This is a genomic window from Ruegeria sp. HKCCA4008, assembly GCF_013033125.1.
Taxonomy (GTDB): domain Bacteria; phylum Pseudomonadota; class Alphaproteobacteria; order Rhodobacterales; family Rhodobacteraceae; genus Ruegeria.
Genome location: NZ_WQDM01000004.1, coordinates 207,722 through 227,016, shown reverse-complemented (window position 1 = coordinate 227,016; position 19,295 = coordinate 207,722). Strand labels below are relative to the sequence as shown.

The 19,295-nt window shown below is 58.3% G+C and carries 13 protein-coding genes; 1 reads left to right on the top strand and 12 read right to left on the bottom strand.

All coding sequences use genetic code 11. From position 1 onward, the window contains the following. Window positions 1–4 precede the first annotated feature (4 nt). The 8 genes from GOW60_RS11550 to GOW60_RS11515 all read right to left on the bottom strand — a co-directional run bounded on the left by GOW60_RS11550 (window position 5) and on the right by GOW60_RS11515 (window position 13,161). Window positions 5–907, bottom strand: a complete 903-nt coding sequence (locus GOW60_RS11550) for an ABC transporter permease subunit (protein ID WP_152460560.1) — start codon at window positions 905–907, stop codon at window positions 5–7. Further along, a complete protein-coding gene (locus GOW60_RS11545; RefSeq protein ID WP_152460561.1) occupies window positions 907–1,914 on the bottom strand; it encodes an ABC transporter permease subunit in 1,008 nt (335 codons plus the stop codon). The genes GOW60_RS11550 and GOW60_RS11545 overlap by 1 nt, the downstream gene beginning before the upstream one ends. Next, on the bottom strand, window positions 1,914–3,008 hold the full coding sequence (locus tag GOW60_RS11540) for a Xaa-Pro peptidase family protein (protein ID WP_171229381.1): 1,095 nt from the start codon (window positions 3,006–3,008) through the stop codon (window positions 1,914–1,916). Before GOW60_RS11540 ends, GOW60_RS11545 begins: the two co-directional genes overlap by 1 nt. 68 nt (window positions 3,009–3,076) lie before the next feature. Continuing rightward, a complete protein-coding gene (locus tag GOW60_RS11535; protein WP_305848962.1) occupies window positions 3,077–4,660 on the bottom strand; it encodes an ABC transporter substrate-binding protein in 1,584 nt (527 codons plus the stop codon). Between the two features lie 298 nt (window positions 4,661–4,958). Then, entirely contained in the window at window positions 4,959–7,016 is a 2,058-nt protein-coding gene (locus tag GOW60_RS11530) for an adenylate/guanylate cyclase domain-containing protein (RefSeq protein WP_254443915.1), read from the bottom strand. Window positions 7,017–7,201: 185 nt separating this feature from the next. Next, entirely contained in the window at window positions 7,202–9,178 is a 1,977-nt protein-coding gene (locus GOW60_RS11525; protein ID WP_171229379.1) for a DEAD/DEAH box helicase, read from the bottom strand. Between the two features lie 387 nt (window positions 9,179–9,565). After that, the gene (locus GOW60_RS11520) at window positions 9,566–11,947 is read right to left on the bottom strand and encodes a 1-deoxy-D-xylulose-5-phosphate synthase N-terminal domain-containing protein (protein WP_171229378.1); all 2,382 of its coding nucleotides are present in this window, start codon (window positions 11,945–11,947) and stop codon (window positions 9,566–9,568) included. 14 nt (window positions 11,948–11,961) lie between these two features. Then, window positions 11,962–13,161 (bottom strand): methionine gamma-lyase, encoded by a 1,200-nt coding sequence (locus GOW60_RS11515; protein ID WP_171229377.1) that lies wholly within the window; start codon window positions 13,159–13,161, stop codon window positions 11,962–11,964. A gap of 115 nt (window positions 13,162–13,276) precedes the next feature. Between GOW60_RS11515 and GOW60_RS11510 the strand changes: the two genes are divergently transcribed. Further along, window positions 13,277–13,729, top strand: a complete 453-nt coding sequence (locus GOW60_RS11510; protein ID WP_171229376.1) for an Lrp/AsnC family transcriptional regulator — start codon at window positions 13,277–13,279, stop codon at window positions 13,727–13,729. 325 nt (window positions 13,730–14,054) lie between these two features. Here GOW60_RS11510 and paaZ read toward each other — a convergent pair whose 3' ends face one another. From paaZ to GOW60_RS11490, 4 genes are all read right to left on the bottom strand, one after another. Then, window positions 14,055–16,085, bottom strand: a complete 2,031-nt coding sequence (gene paaZ / locus GOW60_RS11505) for a phenylacetic acid degradation bifunctional protein PaaZ (RefSeq protein WP_171229375.1) — start codon at window positions 16,083–16,085, stop codon at window positions 14,055–14,057. A 119-nt stretch (window positions 16,086–16,204) separates the two neighbouring features. Next, window positions 16,205–17,392 (bottom strand): cytochrome P450, encoded by a 1,188-nt coding sequence (locus GOW60_RS11500; RefSeq protein WP_171229374.1) that lies wholly within the window; start codon window positions 17,390–17,392, stop codon window positions 16,205–16,207. Continuing rightward, entirely contained in the window at window positions 17,392–18,744 is a 1,353-nt protein-coding gene (locus tag GOW60_RS11495; protein ID WP_171118134.1) for a TRAP transporter large permease, read from the bottom strand. The genes GOW60_RS11500 and GOW60_RS11495 overlap by 1 nt, the downstream gene beginning before the upstream one ends. After that, window positions 18,744–19,247 (bottom strand): TRAP transporter small permease, encoded by a 504-nt coding sequence (locus tag GOW60_RS11490; RefSeq protein WP_152460571.1) that lies wholly within the window; start codon window positions 19,245–19,247, stop codon window positions 18,744–18,746. The genes GOW60_RS11495 and GOW60_RS11490 overlap by 1 nt, the downstream gene beginning before the upstream one ends. Window positions 19,248–19,295: the final 48 nt, after the last annotated feature.

Sequence of the window (19,295 nt, the reverse complement as noted above, 5' to 3'; positions counted from 1 at the left end):
GCCATCAGCTCCGTTTCAGTTTCGGGTCAAGCGCATCACGCAGGCCATCACCCATCAGGTTGATGGCAAGAACGGTGACAAGAATCGCCAGACCGGGGAAAGTAACCACCCACCAGGCGCGCAGTATGAATTCGCGCGCTTCGGCCAGCATGGTGCCCCATTCCGGAGTGGGCGGCTGCGCGCCCATGCCCAGAAAGCCCAAGGCAGCCGCATCCAGAATTGCTGTCGAAAAGGACAACGCCGCCTGTACGATGATGGGTGCCAGACAATTGGGCAGCACGGTGATGAACATCAACCGTGACCTGCCAGCACCGGCCACGCGCGCCGACGTGACATAATCCTTCTGGCGTTCCGCCAGAACCGACGCGCGGGTCAGGCGCACGTAGTGGGGTTGGAAAACGATGGCGATGGCGATCATCGCGTTGGTCAGCGACGGGCCAAGGATGGCCACCAGCACCAGTGCCAACAGCAGCGACGGAAAGGCCAGAACGATATCCATCACCCGCATGATCAGCGTATCGACCCATTTGGGAGCAAAGCCCGACAGCAGGCCAATCATCACGCCACCCGACACGGCGACACAGACGACGACGATTCCGACAAAGAAGGAATAGCGCGAGCCCATGATCAGGCGCGACAGCATGTCCCGACCCAGCGGATCGGTACCCAACGGGAAAGCCCAGCTTCCGCCCTCCTGCCAAGCAGGCGGTTGCAGGATATGATCGCGGAACTGTTCGGTTGGGTCATAGGGGGCCAGAAGGGGCGCAAAGGCTGCACAAAACACAAAGGCTGCAAAAACCCAAAGCCCGATGACAGCGCCGCGGTTTTCGCTGAAGTAGTACCAGAACTCGCGCAGGGCGCTGGGGCGGTCTTCCGTTCTGGGCGGGGTTGAGGATAGTTCGGCCATCACCGCCTCCGAATTTTGGGGTTGATGATGCCATAAAGGACATCGACCAGCAGGTTCACCAGCATCACGATCACCGCGATCATCAGCAATCCGCCCTGAACAACCGGGTAGTCACGGCGAAAGATGCTGTCGACCATCCACTTTCCTATGCCCGGCCAACTGAAGATGGTTTCGGTCAGAATGGCCCCCGCCAGCAATGTGCCCACCGACAGGCCGATCACCGTAACAACCGGAATCAAAGCGTTTCGCAGCGCGTGCAATCCATTGATCCGCGTTGGTGACAAACCCTTGGCGCGCGCGGTGCGGATGTAATCTTCGCCTAGAACTTCCAGCATCGCCGACCGGGTCTGGCGTGCGATGACCGCCAGCGGAATCGTTCCCAGCACAATCGTCGGCAGGATCAGATGGCGCACGGCTGATCCGAATGCTCCTTCCTGACCCGACAACAGGCTGTCGATCAGCATGAAGCCCGTGACGCTGGGAAAGTAATACAACAGGTCGATCCGACCCGAGACCGGCGTCCAGCCCAGATTGCCCGAGAATATGATGATCAACAGCAGCGCCCACCAGAAGATGGGCATCGAGTACCCGACCAGCGCCGAGGACATCAGCGCCCGGTCAAAGAACTTCCCTCGGTTCACCGCCGCGATCACACCTGCCGGCAGACCCAGCGCGACGGCGAAGATCATGGCGCACAGGGACAACTCCAGCGTTGCGGGGAACAGCGAAAAGAACTCATCCCATACGGGTTTCCTTGTGACAAAGCTTTCGCCCAGATCACCTTGAAGCACTCCGGTGAGGTAATCCCAATACTGCTGCAACACCGGCTTGTCGAAACCCAGCTTTTCGACCATTTCCTGATAACGTTCTTCCGTCATGCCGCGTTCACCGGCCATCACGATGATCGGATCGCCGGGCAGCACCCGGATGAACATGAACGAAATTAGCGTCACGCCCAGAAATGTCGGAACAAACAGGCCAAGACGGGTGAGGAAATAGCCAAGCATCAGCGACCTATGATTGTAAGTTCTTTGGGAAAGCGGGTCAGTGACCGACAGCCATCCCCGGTGACAAGAACATCATCTTCTATGCGAACGCCGAACTTGTCCAATGCATACAGACCGGGTTCGTTGGTCCAGACCATGCCCGGCAGGATTTTCTGGCGGTTGCCGCGCATGATATACGGCGCCTCATGCACGTCCCGGCCCAGACCGTGACCTGTCTTGGTCCGGATACGATCGGCAAAGGGCGAGGTCTCAAGCACGCCTGTGACGGCGTCGTCGATGTCATGCGCTGTCACGCCGGGGCGGCAGGCTTCGAACCCGGCTTTGTTGGCGCGCAAAACCGTGTCGTAGACATCCCGGCCTTCGTCCGGGACGTCCTGAACGAAAAAAGTTCGCGTGATGTCGGCCGCAAAACCATGTTTTCGAGCGCCAAAGTCGAACAGCAAGGCGTCGCCTGCCTTGATCCGGTAGTCGGCGCGCGCCTTGCCGTGCGGTCGTGCCGAGTTGTCCCCCGCAGCCACGATGGGGGAAAAGGCCAGCGACTCGGCACCTTCCGCAAAAAGCGCCTGTATCAGCGCCTGCTCGATCTGTTTTTCGGTCTGACCTGCACGAACACCTGCGATCACACGCTCCAACGCGCGTTCCGAAATATCGATGGCAGCTTGCAGCGCGGCGATATCTTCTTCGGTTTTGATGATGCGAAGGCCTGAGATTTCGCGTTCGCCGTCCACAATCCGCAGATCCGGAATTGCGCGGGTAAACGCGTCTGACACGAAAAACCGCATCACCTGACCTTCGACGGCCAACGATCTGATCGGACTATGCGCTGCCAGCGCGGAAAAGGCGCCGTCATAGCCGGTCTGATCGCGCCAGTCGAACACGGCACCCTCAAATCCGACCAGATCCCATGAAGCGAGTTCCAGATTGGGCACGATCGCCGCCGGATCACCCTGGGCCGGAATCACCACGACAAAAGGGCGCTCGTGGCTCATGAAGGATTTGCCCAATGCGCGGGTGAAATTCGGACCCGGCACCAGGGCCACTGCGTCCACTGACATATCCATTGCCAATTGGCGGTATTCGGACAAATCCGGCATTCTGCCCGACCTCCTCAAAAAGAAAGCCGGAGCCACCACTCTGGTGGCTCCGGTTTGTGAGTGGTGGTTTATTCGACGCTCACACCATAGAAGATGTGACCGCCCAGAGGGTGCACCTTATAGCCTTGCACCTTGTTGCTCATGGGCATGTAAACGACCGAATGCGCGATGGTTGCCCACGGAGCCTGCTCTTTGAACACAACCTGCGCTTCTTCATACAGTTTGGTCCGCTCGGCCTGATCCGTGCTTTGCTTGGCCTTCAGGATCAGGTCTTCGAAGGGCTGATGGCACCATTGCGCCCGGTTGGAGGCTTCGACACCGTCACAGCCCAGCAATACCGCCAGGAAGTTGTCCGGGTCGCCATTGTCCCCGGTCCAGCCCAGCAGAACGGCACCGTCCCGGTTCAGTTCTTTCGACCGAGACAGGTATTCACCCCATTCGTACGAGACGATTTCGACGCCCACACCGATCTTGGCGAAATCCGCCTGGATCAATTCGGCCATGCGACGGGCATTGGGGTTGTAGGGGCGCTGGACGGGCATGGCCCAGATTTTCATCGACAGGTCCGAAACACCTTCGGCCTCAAGCATCGCCTTGGCCGCTTCGGGATCATAGGGATCGTCCACGATGGCGTCGTTGTAGCCCCACATGGTTGGCGGGATCGGGTTCTTGGCCACCTGGCCCGAACCCTGGAAGACCACGTCGATGATCGCCTGCTTGTCGATCGCCATGTTCAGCGCTTTGCGCACCTTCGGATTGTCGAATGGCGCCATGGTGGTGTTGTAGGCCAGATAACCAACGTTCAGGCCCTCTTGTTCCAGCATGTTGATGTCCGGATCATCCTTCATTGCCTGAATGTCGGCAGGGTTCGGATAGGGCATCACATGACATTCGCCTGCTTTCAGCTTTTGATAGCGCACAGATGCATCCGGTGTGATGGCAAAGATCAGGTTTTCGACCTGCGCCGGGTCTTTCCAATACGCATCATTGGCCGCGTAACGGATCACCGCGTCTTTTTGATAAGCCACGAACGAGAAAGGTCCGGTTCCGATGGGTGCCGTATTCAGTTTTTCCGGCGTACCGGCTTCCATCATTGCCGCAGCGTATTCCGCCGACACGATCGAGGCAAAGTCCATCGCCATATTGGCGACAAACGGTGCTTCGGGCTTGGACAGGGTAAATTTCACCGTGTAGTCGTCGATCTTTTCGACGGACTCGACCAGATCAGGCATCCCCATACCCTGGAAATATTCCCAGGTTCCGCCTGACACTTGATGATAAGGGTGGTTTTCGTCTTTCTGACGCATGAAGGTGAAAATCACGTCATCCGCGTTGAAGTCGCGGGTCGGCGTGAACGCGTCGTTCGAGTGGAACTTGACGCCCTGACGCAGCTTGAAAGTGTATTCCAGACCATCATCGCTGGCCTCGACGCTTTCGGCCAGGCCGGGGACCACATTGGTCGTGCCCGTTTCAAATTCAAGCAACCGATTGTAGATTGGATGAGAAGACGCATCAAAGGTCGTCCCTGCGGTGTACAGCGCAGGATCGAACCCTTCAGGTGATCCTTCGGAACAATATACAAGTGTATTTGCCTGCGCCACGGCACCCGTCAGGGCGATCGCAGTCGTTGCGGCCAGAAGTTTGAGGTTCATGATTTTCTCCCAGAAAAAGACTTTAATAGACAATCGCATGGCTCTTTGTCGCCAGAGCATTCAGTGACAGCACAGGTCGTCGCGATCCCTCTGTCTAATGTATCCAAAATACAAAATCTAATGTCAACAGTGTCTTTCTGCGGATATCTTTGAAGGCTTTTTCTGCTATTGCACCCTGATTTCCAGAATTCATACTCATCTTCGCTGCGCAAACGATACGACGGCCCGAAACCCTCTGCCGCGCACTCAGACCTGGCTGTTCACGGGTGCGGATTGCATGCTCTCATGACCTGCACGCTCACGTCTTGTCCGTATGCGTAACCGCACGCCAATCCCGTGAGGGAGGGTTGGTCAAAAGTTTCGTTGCGCGCAGCTTCATGGCGACGGACACAGGGTCCCCGCCCCGCATTTTGTCCGCGGCCTCAAACGCAGCTGTCGCCTGCTCGAACCGGCCGGAACGATAATGCGCAAGACCTTGTTCGTAGGTCTCGATCCAATCAAGGGATCCTTCAAAACCGTCGGCCATCGCAATCAGCTCATAGACCACCAGCTCCTCGGTCCGGCCAAAGACCGCGAGCGTGTCCAGCTCTCGGACGACAATTGCGTCGCCTGCTTCGCGCCGGGTCTCGGGGCCGATCAGAATACGCGTGCCATACTCCTTGTTGGCCCCTTCCAATCGGCTGGCCACATTCACGACGTCACCGATCGCCGTGTAGTTCAACCGCTGCTCTGACCCAATGTTGCCAACCAGAGCTTCACCGCTGTTCAACCCGATCCTGACACGCAGGGAATTTCCGGCCTCGTCTTTGATGCCCGCATCTTCCACGGTCGCGACAAGATCCAGAGCCGCGCGGCAGGCATTTTCGGCATGGAGCGCATCCTTGCGCGGTGCCCCCCAGATCGCCATGACCGCGTCACCCATGAATTTGTCGATCGTCCCGTGATGGCGCGCGACGGCTGCTGCGGCCGCAGAGAAAAAGGGCTCCATCAACTGGATGATTTTGGGGCCGAGTTTTTCCGACAACCCGGTGAATCCGGTCACATCGCAAAACAATACGGATATCTGCTTCATGTCGCCACCGGGCTGCGTTTTGATGCCCTCGGCGACCAGCATCTTCACAAGATCGGTCGGCACGTATTTTCGGAACGCGGACAACCCTGCGGCCATGCTGGCCGTTGCCGCAGACAGATTGGCAAGCTCGGACAGGTTTGAAGGCCGGCGTGGAATGCGTTCGACGTCAAAGCGTTCGATCTTGCTCAGATCCTCGGCAATGCGCGCCAAAGGATTGGCCACAATTCGACGGATCAACCAGATTGCCAGGGCGGTTGAGACGATCACGACCCCGATCAGGATATAGATCAGGTTTATCAAGGTTGCATCGATGCCAGACAAAAAGGCCGCCTCAGGAATGACCGTAGCGACGCGCCACCCGTAAAAACCCAAAGGTGTCAGGGCCACCGCATAAGGGACGCCATCGATCACCACGCGCTTCGTCGAACTGCCCGCAGTCTTGCCATCCGGGTCGCCCAACAGTTTTTCCCCCGAGATCTTGGCAACCTCGTACAGCTCACCCTCGCCCATGCGCGCCGGTGTAACTTCGTCCGCTTTTGCGTCGGGAACAGCAATTACTTTGCCATCGGCATCCAGAATAAAGGCGGCTCCGAATTCGCCGGGCTCGAGCGTCGCCAGAAAGCGTGACAAACGGTCGGTTTCGATTGCGACCGCAAGGACACCCTGCCGCGCCCGGTTGACATCGATCGGCCCCGCAAATGCGTATACGGTCTTGTCACTGCCCGGAAGATCGCGTGCTTCGATCCATCCCATCGTGTCCAGGGACATGAAATTGTTGAACCAGGCATGATCGCGAGGATCATAGGAGGTCGGAACAAAGGTCCGTTCTTCGAACTGAATATCCCCGGGAATAAAAATGTATCGATCGGTCCGCAGGTTCCGGTCGCGGATATCCTTGTCGATCTCTATCATCTCAAGTCCGCTGTCGCCCAACCGATGCGACGCGAAAAAGTTGCCATCCGGCCAGCCGAAGAAAATCCAGGAAATATTCGGTTGCGCCTGCAACTGAGACAGAAAGACGAACTCTCGTTTATCGGCCTGCCGTGTTGCGATGACGTTCTGTACAAAGATCGTGCGCACCGCCGACCATGCGGCTTCGGCGGATCTGAGGGTTGCCCCGACTTCGATGCGGACCGCGTTTGCAATCTGGCTGTTGATCTCAGCGGCAAGCATGCGGCTGTTGTCACGCGCGGTCGTCCACCACAGCGAATGAACAACAAAGGTCGACACGCCGATGGATACGGCGACCAGCATAGATACAGCAATGCCGACACTGAACCGCATGAAAACCCCGAAAAGAATGTCCTGTACCACAGTATTCGGTTGAGATGGCAAGAAGAGCAAAGCTTAGTTTGCTCTAACCCCGAAAAATCACGCAACTGTTAAGCACATGTGTATGCCGCGACCGAAATCCACGGCACCTGGTCACTTGCCAATGCCCAGAGGACAGACCCTGCCCGTGGCGGAAATCAACTGCCCTTGGGTCCGGGTTTGCGACGTTTTGGAACTGCGTTGCCACCCTTGGCGGATTTGACGGCCGCCGCGCGTGCACGATTCTTCTTGCTGTTTGGCTTGCCCTTTGGCGGCGGTGGACCTTTCGGCGCGTCTCCGGCTGGTTTGGAGCGACCCCTCTTTTGCTCGACGCTGCCGGGCTTGCGCTTTTTCGGTTTTGCGCCCGAAGCGCTGAACTGGCTTTTTGCGTCGTCATCCGACGCTCGGCGGGTTTCGGTCGCGGGCACGGTCTGGGCATGCTGAACCTCGGGCTTGGATTGGCGGCGGTGGGCTTTCCGCTCAGCCGGAGAGTTTTCCTTTTTGTGTCCCGTAGGTCTGCCTTTGAACTTTCTTTTGAGACCGGGCCGACCGGTTGACGACAGGTCCGGTGCTTTGTCCAACCGCACAAGGTCTTTGGTTTCTTCGATTTTCATCTCTGGACCAATGGCGGTCAGAAAGCGGTCGACACTGGCTTCACTGATTTCGAAAAAAGTTACGTCCTCGGCAATCCGGATGGCACCGATGTCGTCTTTTGTCAGATCGCCCGCCTTGCAGATCATCGGCAGCATATGACGGGGGGACGCATTCTGATTGCGCCCTTCGGACAATGAAAACCAGACGCCTGGCCCAAAAGATGCGCGTGGCTTTGGGGCGGTCTGATCGACCGCCGACAGCTCTTCCGGGGCGGAATGGCGTAGTTTGTATTGCCTCAGGTAAGCGGCTGCGATTTGTTCGGACGTGAAGCGAGCAATCAGTTTTTCAACAGACGGGCGTTCGCTTTCCGTGATCTCGACCTGCCAGTCCTCTGATGCCAGCATCCGAGCCTGATCACGCTCGTTCACCTCATCCGCAGACGGGGCCGATCCCCATTCTGCTGTCAGCTTGGCAAATTTCAGAATGCGCTCTGCCTTTTTGCGCGATGATGGCGCGACGATCAGGGCACTGACGCCCTTGCGCCCAGCGCGACCCGTGCGGCCAGACCGGTGCAGCAGTGTTTCATGGCTGTTGGGCAGTTCGGCATGGACCACCAGATCAAGGTTGGGCAGATCGATGCCGCGGGCCGCGACATCGGTTGCAACACAGACCCGGGCCCGTCCATCGCGCATGGCCTGCAACGCGTTGGATCGTTCGCTCTGGGTCAGCTCACCTGACAGGGCCACGACCGAAAACCCCCGGTTCGACAGGCGCGCGGTCAGGCGCGAAACCATTGCTCGGGTGTTGCAGAAAACGATGGCATTGGGGGCCTCGTAAAAACGCAGCACATTGATTATCGCGTTTTCACCATCACGCGGCGCCACCGTCATGGCCCGATACTCGATATCCGCATGCTGGGTCAGTTCGCCGACCGTGCTCACACGTTCCGCGTCGCGCTGATACCGCTTGGCCAGATTGGCAATTGCGCGTGGCACAGTGGCAGAAAACAACAAGGTCTGACGATCTGCGGGTGTTTCATCAAGGATGAACTCAAGATCCTCGCGGAACCCCAGATCCAGCATTTCATCCGCTTCGTCCAGGACAACCGCTCGGATAGCTGTCAGATCGATTGAACCTCGATTGATATGGTCGCGAAGTCGTCCCGGAGTGGCCACAACGATATGTGCGCCTCGGGCCAACGCGCGACGTTCATCCCGAATGTCCATGCCCCCGACGCACGAGGCCAGAAACGCTCCCGCTCCGGAATACAACCAGCCAAGTTCCCGTTTTACCTGAAGTGCCAGCTCGCGGGTCGGTGCGACAACCAGCGCCAACGGCGCTTCGGGTTTGCCGAGCGTTTCTTCATCGCCTAGCACCCTGTGCGCTATCGCCAGACCAAACCCAATGGTCTTCCCTGATCCGGTCTGGGCCGAAACCAGCATGTCGCGCCCTTCCAGCTCGGGCTGGGTGACGGCTCGCTGAACTTGGGTCAATGTATCATAGCCCTTGCGCGCTAGCGCATCTGCAATGGTTTGTTTCACGGTGGTGGTTCTTTGTATCGGCCAGGTGATAGGCGCTGTGCGGAATTGCGATCAGCGGATCATCCAAGGGTAAAGACAGCCCCTTATCGGCTGCCATCCCGGTTGTATAGACGGGAAAACGGGCATTTTCGCCGAAAAGCTCCTCATAAGGGAACACCCTGACAGGTCAGACCCTGACGCAACCGCCAGGGCCGGGCCGCGTCAAGCCTGGGTCAACGCGGGAACATAATTCAACATCTTGCCGGCAGCTGCCTGCTGTTGGGCGTCGGAAACATGCACCGGGCACGCATAATCGCGCCGATCATTTCGATGACATGGCCGTCGTCGATGCGACATGGGTCAAACAAGTGCCCGAGCGGGATCGTTCCTGATCTTGTTGCCCCAATCTCAAGCCCCTGTTGCCCGAAGAAGTACTCTGCCACGGGTCAAACCACTCACTTTTTCGATGATGGCATCGGCATCAATACAGTGGTGGCGATAGAGATCACCGATCGTTCCTGTCTGGCCAAAATGTTCGACCCCCATCGGAATGGTCTGATGACCGAGCACAGCGCCCAGCCACGACAATGTTGCAGGATGCCCGTCAATCACGGTGACCAGATTGCAGTGCGCTGGCAGACCAGACATCAGGGTTTCGATGTGGGATAGTGCGGCGGGGTTGCCGCGCGACCGCGCGCGTTGTGCAGCCGTCCAACCGGCATTCAGCCGATCCGCGGACGTCACGGCCAAAACGCCGATATCGCGACGGCCCTCGCCGATCATACCGGCGGCCTTGATCGCCTCGGGCGCGACGGCACCTTGATAGGCGATTACAACTTCGCAATTGGGCCCCGGTTTTCGCAACCAATAGGCCCCGTCAATGGCACCCTGTCGAAACTGGTCATCCACGCGTTTGCCCGGCTGCTCAATCGGGTTGGTCGTCAGACGCAGATAGACGGAACCGCCGGTTTCATCGCGCAACCATGTGCGCTCGTCAGGTTGTCCTTCACCGTCGCGTTGCAGATAGTCGAAGGCCCATTCCATGATCACCGCCAGTTCATCAGCAAAGGCGGGTTCAAATGCAGCCAGCCCGTCCTGGCTCATCCCGATCAGCGGTGTGCCGACGGACTGATGCGCTCCGCCTTCAGGTGCCAGTGTCACGCCCGACGGCGTACCAACCAGAATAAAGCGTGCATCCTGATAGCAGGCATAGTTCAGCGCATCGAGGCCGCGACTGACAAAGGGGTCATAGACGGTGCCGATCGGGATCAAACGTTTGCCAAACAGGGAATGCGACAGACCCGCCGCTCCCAGAAGCAGCATCAGGTTCATTTCGGCGATCCCAAGCTCGATATGCTGCCCTTCCGGCGTGAATTCCCATTTCGCCGTCGAAGGGATCCGATGTTCTATGAAGGCATCGGCTTGCGTGGATCGGGCAAACAGCTTGCGCCTGTTCACCCAAGGCCCCAGGTTCGTCGTGCCGGTGACATCCGGAGAGGTTGTCACGATGCGTTCGGTCAACGGGCCATCACCTTTTGACAGATCGTCAAGGATCTTGCCAAACGCCATCTGGGTCGAGATTTCACGGCTGGTGTCGACCTCGATCCTTGGCACGTCCAGCTTGTCATCGAAATAGCGGCGCGGACCCTTGGCAAAGAACGGTGCCCTGGCCAGAAAATCCTTGAATGCGGCGGGGTCCTGTACTGTCGCAAGCGGCTCCCATTCCTCGCCGTCTGGCACGCCCATATGCGACTGCCACGCGGCGAACTGGCTGTTGTTCATCAGCCCGCCGTGATTGTCCTTGTGACCTGCGATGGGGGTGCCCCACCCTTTGACGGTGTAGGCCAGGAAACAGGTCGGGCGATCATGATCGATGGCGGCAAATGTCCGGGCCATGGTCTCGACGCAATTGCCGCCAAGGTTTTCCATCAGCGCCGCCAGCTCTGCGTCCGTCCGCCGTTCAATCAAGGCAGTCACATCCCCCTGATCCCCCAGATCGTCCATCAGGCGCTGCCGCCAGACTGCGCCCCCCATGAAGGTCAAAGCCGAATAATCCTGATTGGGGCACGCATCGATCCAGTCGCGCAGGCGATCGCCACCCGGTTCTTCAAAGGCCGCGCGTTGCAGAACCCCATATTTCACGCGCACGACATCCCAACCGAACGCATCGAAGATCTTTTCAATCCGTTCGAACAGCCCTTCGCGGACGATGCCATCCAGGGATTGCCGGTTGTAGTCAATGATCCACCACGTATTGCGCAGGTCGTTCTTCCAGCCTTCCTGCAATGCCTCGTACACATTGCCTTCGTCCAATTCTGCGTCGCCTACAAGGGCCACCATCCGCCCCATCGGAGCATCCGAGCCCCAGCTTTTGGCCTTGATGTAATCCTGAATGATCGAGGCAAACGAGGTGATCGCGACACCCAAACCCACAGACCCGGTGGAAAAATCAACGTCGTCGATATCCTTGGTCCGGCTGGGATAGCTTTGCACACCGCCAAAACCACGGAAATTTTCCATCTTCTCGCGCGTTTGATTGCCCATGAGATACTGCATCGCATGGAAAACCGGCGAGGCATGGGGTTTGACAGCCACCCGGTCTTCAGGGCGCAGGGCCGAAAAATAGAGCGCGGTCATGATCGACACCATCGAAGCAGACGACGCCTGATGGCCACCAACCTTGATCCCATCCACCTTTGGCCGGATGTGGTTGGCATGGTGGATCATCCAATGCGACAACCATAACAGACGTTGTTCAACGATCTTCAACTGGGTGGGATCAAGGTGCATGGCGGTCTCCGGGTTCAGGCGGCGCTGCGGGCAGGATAAGGCAAAGCTTGCTCCAAGTCTGCGAGGATATCTTCGACATCCTCAAGCCCGACGGACAAACGGATCAAACCATCGCTGATCCCATGCTCGGCCCGTTCTTCCGGGGTATAGGTCGAATGAGTCATGGATGCAGGGTGCTGGATCAGCGTTTCGGCATCGCCCAAGGACACCGCGCGCTGGATCATGTTCAGACGATTCATGAATTCGATCCCACCGGACAGGCCGGACTTGATCTCGAACGCGATCATGGCGCCGGGTTGGGACATTTGCCGCTGCGCGACATCATGCTGGGCAAAGCTTTTCAGCCCGGGGAAGTAAACCTCGCCGACGGCGGGATGGGCCTCGAGGAAATCAGCGACGACCCTGGCTGACGCGCAATGACGATCCAGACGCAGGTTCAGTGTTTTCAGGCCACGCAGGATCAGCATCGCGTTGAAAGGGGCCATGACCGCACCGGTCATATCCTTCATTCCGACCAGGCGGATTTCGGCGATCTGTTCGGCGGTGCCGACAACCAGACCAGCGACCACGTCGCCATGACCGCCGAGATATTTGGTGGCAGAATGCAGAACGATATCCGCCCCGTGCTCGATCGGGCGGGTCAGATAGGGGCTGGCATAGGTGTTGTCGACGACAACCGTTGCTCCGACCGAATGCGCAATCTCGGCGCTGGCGGCGATGTCCACCAAGCGCATGTTCGGATTGGCCGGAGTTTCGAAATAGACAACGCGGGTTTTGTCGGAAACGGCGGCTTTCAGGTTCTCTGGGTCTGTCATGTCGACATGGGTGATCGTGACCCCCCATTTCGCCAAACCATGACGCATAAAGGCGAAGGTGCAGCCATAGAGCGTTTTGTCTACGATGACTTCGCCCCCCGGCGACAGCAGGGTCCAAAGCACTGCCGTGATCGCCCCCATTCCGCTGGAAAGGGCCAGTCCGGCCTCGGCCCCTTCAAGCACGGCAATGCGTTGTTCCAGAAGGTCACATGTGGGGTTCGAAATACGGCTGTAGATATGACCTGCGCGTTCCCCGGCAAACATCTCTCCACCAGCCTCTGCGGTTTCAAAGGCAAACGTGGACGTCAAATGCAGCGGTGGGGTAAGGGCGCCGTCATTTTCCAGAGGATTGTAAGCGTGGTGAATGGCGCGGGTGGCAAATCCGGTAGAACGAGTCATTGCAAGCTCCTGTTTCAAGTTGGCGCCAGTTTGCACCTTTACTTTGGGCTTTTGCTTGCAAATAGTACCAATGCTGCGATCCATATTGGCAGATTCTGCCAAGTTTTAGGTTGAAATGGACGATAAAGACAGACAGATCATTCGGGCGCTGCAAAAGGACGGGCGCATGACGAACCAGGACCTTGCCGACGAGGTGAGCCTGTCTCCGTCGCCGTGTCTGCGCCGGGTCAAGAACCTCGAAGCGCGCGGGATCATAAAGGGTTACAGCGCAGATGTGGACGCCGCCGCATACGGCATAGGCATTACCGTTTTTGTGCGGATCCGGTTGGAGCGGCACAATGAAACGGACGTTCAGAATTTCGAAAAACGCGTTCGGATGATCGACGAAGTTCTTGAATGCCACGTGCTAACCGGGGCGATGGACTATCAGTTGCGGGTGTTGGTATCGGATCTCGAGGCATATGAAGAATTCATTCGAAACAGAATTCACCCGATCGGTGGGATTGCTTCGATTGACACCAGTTTTGTTTATGGAACGGTAAAGAAGACCGCCGTTTTTCCACCCTGATGGAACGCCCGGCCAATCTGCAAACTCAGGTTGAGGTGCATGTTTAACGGGCGCGGGGACGAGGAGTCACAGCCAACATATGACGATGGCGACGCGGGCGAGAGGACCTTTGAGCCTCGGTCGCACAGGGTTGCGACGCGCCGCCAGCCGTTGATCCTTTCGAACATGATCTAGGCGCGATTGCGCTGCTTGGCGTGCCTTGCAGGCAACCAGCACTGTTTGCATCCCTGAATTCTGGCACGCACCCCAGAGATCAGACATGTTCACCGCTCGTTTTTTTCGAACCGTGAACACGCTGACCTGCCAAGTTCAATGGGTTCCGGGCCTAGTAGGCGACCATCGTCAAAAGCTCATATTCCGCAACCATTTCATCATCCTGCTGGGTCAGGGTGACATGCCAGCGGACTTCGCCGTATTCCTCGTTCCGTTTGGTCTTGGCCTTGACCGTCAACCGCACCTTGATGGTATCACCCGCCTCGACGGGCTTCATGAATCGCAACCCGTCAAGACCCGTGTTTGCCAGAACCGGGCCTTCGTTCGGTTCAACAAACAATCCGGCTGCAAATGACAAAAGCAGATACCCATGGGCCACACGGCCCGGGAAGAACGGGTTCCGTTCCGCCGCTGCCTGATCCATATGCGCATAGAACGTATCGCCGGTGAAATTGGCAAAGTGTTCGATGTCTTCCATCGTGATTGTACGGGGCGCCGTGTGGAGGGTCTCGCCAATCGCCAGCTCGTGGAACCGGCGCGTGAACGGATGGGCTGGCCCTTCGACCTCGTTCGCGCCGGGAACCCATTTGTTCCCGATCGCGGTCAGCAGATCGGGCGATCCCTGAATGGCTGTCCTCTGCATGTAATGCTTCACGCCACGCACACCGCCCATCTCCTCGCCGCCGCCAGCGCGTCCGGGGCCGCCGTGAACCATATGCGGCAGAGGAGAGCCGTGGCCGGTGGATTCCTTCATCGAGTCGCGATTGTTGAAATACAGCCGCCCGTGATAGGCCCCGGCCCCCAGGGCAACGTGCCGTGCCACATCCGCGTCACGGGTGATGACCGATGCCACCAACGACCCTTGCCCGCGATTTGCCAGTTCGATCGCATGGTCAAGATCGCGATACCCCATCACCGTGCTGACCGGGCCAAAAGCCTCGGTGTCATGGACGCGTCGGGCCGCATCCGGATTGGCACAGTGGTACAACATCGGCGGCAGGAACGCGCCTTTCTCGGCATCCGCCCCATCAACCTGAAAATCGTCAGGGTTGCCGAAAACACGCTCGGCTTCCTGCCCGATGATTGCCGCCTTTTCCAGAACATCGCGTTTCTGACCGTTCGAGACCAGCGCGCCCATGCGTGTGGTTTCCAGCCTTGGGTCGCCGATGACCGTTTTTGCCAACCGCGCGGACAGGGCTTCGATCACCGCCTGCACCTGAGGCTCTGGGGCAATGATCCGGCGGATCGCCGTACATTTCTGCCCAGCCTTCGTGGTCATCTCGCGCTGGACTTCTTTGACAAAAAGATCGAATTCCGGCGTTCCGGGCTCGGCATCAGGGCCCAGGATCGAGCAGTTCAGACTATCCTGCTCGGCCACGAAACGAACTGAATTCTCCAGAATCACCGGGTTGGAACGCAGTTTCGACGCCGTTTCCGCGGATCCGGTGAAACTGACCACGTCCTGCATGGTCAGACGGTCCAGCATATCGCCCAGACCACCCGAAACCAGCTGCACCGCGCCAGCAGGCAAAATGCCGGAATCCAGCATCAGCCGGACGCATAGTTCGGTGACGTAGCACGAGTTCGTCGCCGGCTTTACGATGGCCGGAACGCCTGCCAGAAGGGTCGGAGCCAGCTTTTCCAGCATCCCCCAGACAGGGAAGTTGAACGCGTTGATGTGAACCGCCACCCCGTGCAACGGGGTGCAGATGTGCTGCCCCAGAAAGGTGCCATTGCGCGACAGCTGCTCGACCTCACCGTCCAGATAGACATGTCCGTCCGGCATCTCGCGTCGACCTTTCGAAGCGAAGACGAACATCGTGCCGATACCACCGTCTATGTCGATCAAGTGGTCGGACTGGGTGGCGCCTGTGCTGAAAGACAGGTCATACATTGCCTGCTTGTGCTGACCCAAATGAATGGACAACGCCTTGAGCATCTTGGCCCGCTGGTGAAACGTCATCTGCCGCAGCGCCGGCCCGCCGACATTGCGCGCATAGTCCAGCATCCCCTGCACATCCAACGCGCTGTTGCCGGCCGTGGCGATCACCTCGCCGGTGACCGCGCTTGTTATATTGCGGGCACCCGCACCGGGCGAAACCCATTCACCGGCCGCGAAGCTGGAAATCTGTTGGATTGTCATGAGCGTCTCCTCATTTGTTGTGTGATCTTCGCGCGGCCATATGCCCGTCCCACGAAATCATAATATAAACCGATCGGTCGGTCAATAAATTGGCGAATTGGCACCCCAAACCGAACATCTCAGACTTGCGCTGGCAGTCGCGCGAAACCCCGAAACCGGATGCGGCCGCCCCGTTCCGCGCCGTCAGTGATGCGATAGGTCGGGAATCGCGCCAGAAACCGTCCGACGGCCACGCGACCCTCCATACGCGCCAGGGTCAGGCCGACGCAGGTATGGGGCCCTCCGGCAAAGGCGTGATGCTTGTTGGGACGTCGATCCAATACAACCTCATCAGGTTGTGCAAACTGCCGCGGATCGCGATTGGCCGCGCCGATACACAGGTAAATGTCCGTACCTGCCGGAATGGTCTGACCGTGGAACATTACATCTTCGGTGGTCAGACGATTGCCAAACTGATTTGGGCTTTCCAGCCGCAGAAACTCGTCCACTGCCGTGTTGATCAGATCCGGATTGGCCAGAAGCTCGGCCCGTTTGTCGCGGTGCCGTTCCAACAGTTCCAATGCGTTGCCGATCAGGTTGGTGGTGGTCTCGTGCCCTGCATTCAGAATGAAGATGCAGTTCTGGTACAGCTCGACCTCGGTCAAGCCACCATCGGTGTCATCCTGCATCAAACGTGTCAGGACATCCGTCGCAGGATCTCCGGGATTGGCCCGGCGATCTTCTATGACATGCCGAAGATAGTCCTTGAAATCATATACCGACCGGTTGCCCCACTCTTCCTGCTCGGGCGTCAATTGAGGTTCCAAAGCGCCCAGAATAGCCAAAGACCAATCCCGCAAAGGGCCACGTTCCGATCTGGGAATGCCAAGCAGGTTGCCGATGATCTCGATCGGGATGGCACCGGCGAAATCCTCGATCAACTCTACCGAGCGCTTGGCCTGCATCTCGTCCAGCAGCCCATCGACAAGTTCAATCAGGCCCGGTTCCATCTGCGCCAGCGCCCGTGGGTTCATCGCACCGACCATGACCTTGCGGACGCGGGTATGCAGAGGCGGGTCATTGAACACAAGGCTGGTGGTATGGTGTTCGTACAGCGGGCTGTCGATACCGTATTTGGGGCCGAAAACCGCCTTTTTATCCGATATGAAACGCTCGGTATCCCGGTACACCAGATCCAGGTCGTCATACCGCGACAGGACCACCGAACCATCGGGCTGCCAGCAGACGGGCGTGTCTTCGCGCAACGCGGCGTAGGTTGGATAGGGATCCGTATGAAACCCGTCCGGAAGCGCAGTCAAAGAGAACATCAGTGACCCATCGCTCCCATTTGTTCGGGAAGGACCAGAACCAGCCAAGGCACCAGAACGATCAGAGCCAGACGGAAGATGTCTGCCACCCAGAACGGTGTGACCCCCTTGAAGATTGTTCCGGTCGATACGTCCCCGACCACGCCTTTCAGAATGAACACGTTCAGACCCACGGGCGGCGTGATCAAACTGATCTCGGTCACGACGACGACAACGATGCCGAACCAGATCGGATCATATCCCAATGACGTGACCAGTGGGAAAAAGATCGGAACCGTCAGCAACAGCATCGACAGCGATTCAAAGACGCATCCCAGAATGATGTAGATCCCGAGGATCATCAGGATAACGACGAAGGGCTCCACCTCATATGCGGTGACCAGGGCGATCAACGCTTCGGGCAGACCGGCCAGGTTGATGAAGTTCGAAAAGATCTGCGCGCCGATCAGAACCGAGAACAGCGCCGCGGCGGTGAAACTGGTTTCCTTCAGCACTTCAAAGGTCGATCCAAGGGTCAGCCCGCCGCGCGACAATGCGATCAGGAATGCCCCCATCGCGCCCATACCGGCGGCTTCGGTCGGGCTGAAGGTCAGGTTCAGGGGGTAGAAATCGAACGCTCCGTACAAGCCGCCTATCACCAGGAAGAACAGCAGCAACACCGCCCAGACCGAGCGCAGGGCCGACAGGCGTTCGCCCCAGCCGTGGCGTTCACCGGCCGGGCCGGCCTCGGGCCTGCGCCAAACAGTCCAGCGCACCGCGAACAGATAGAAGAGGATGCCAAGTACACCGGGGATGATGCCAGCAACGAAGAGCTTGCCGATCGATGTTTCGGTCAGCAGGCCGTAGATCACCAAAATGACCGACGGTGGGATCAGGATACCCAGCGTGCCCCCCGCTGCAATCGACGCGGTCGACAACTCATCCGAGTAGCGGTACCGGCGCATCTCGGGCATCGCGACTTTGGACATGGTCGCTGCCGTTGCCAGCGAGGAACCGCAAATGGCCGAAAAGCCGCCGCAGGCGGCAACCGTCGCCATGGCGATACCACCTCGGAAGTGGCCCAGGAAGGCGTTTGAGACCGCGTATAATTCGCGCGCGAGCCCGCCCTTGTTCACGAACAGACCCATGAGGATGAACAGTGGCACGACCGAAAGGCCATAGTCCTGTGCCGTGTCCGTAATCTGGCGACCCACCATCGACATGGCGGCCTTCAGCCCACGCTCGGACAGGATGCTGCCACCGCGTTCATATGCGAACCCAAGCGTCCCCACGAGGCCCATCGCAAACACGATGGGCAAACGTACCAACACAAGAACCAAGACAAGGGCGAAACCGATCAGTGCGGCAGTCATCAGGCGTGCTCCGACAAGGTTTGGGGGGCAAAAATGTGCAAAAGACCGGTGATGACCATCGCAACGGCCGTTATTGCGGTGAAGGCGGCGATGAACCAGCCGACATAGAAGACGGGGATCGACAGGTATTCGGTGACATCCCCGTAATCCCGCGCACGTTCAGCCAGAACCCAAACGCGCTGAATCGGCCAGATCAGCATGATGCCGGACACCAGATAGACTATCGCATCGCGCGCCCTGCTCAGCCGCAGGCGGGAAAAAATTCCATCGGTCAGGTCAACGGCGATTTGCCCCTTCCCGGCCGAAATCATCGGCAAAACCGAGAACACAAGGATCGCCATCAGAATCCGCGTCAGTTCGGTTGCCGCCTCGATCGGAGCATTGAAGACTGAGCGCAGGATGACGTCAAAAAAGGTCATCACCATCAGGATGAACAGCGCCACACAGGCCAGCACCGTCGGAATGATACTGACGCGACGCGCGAAGGTCACGATAGATTGCATGATTGGCCCCCAACGGGTGAAGATGGCTGGCGGGTCAACCCCGCCAGC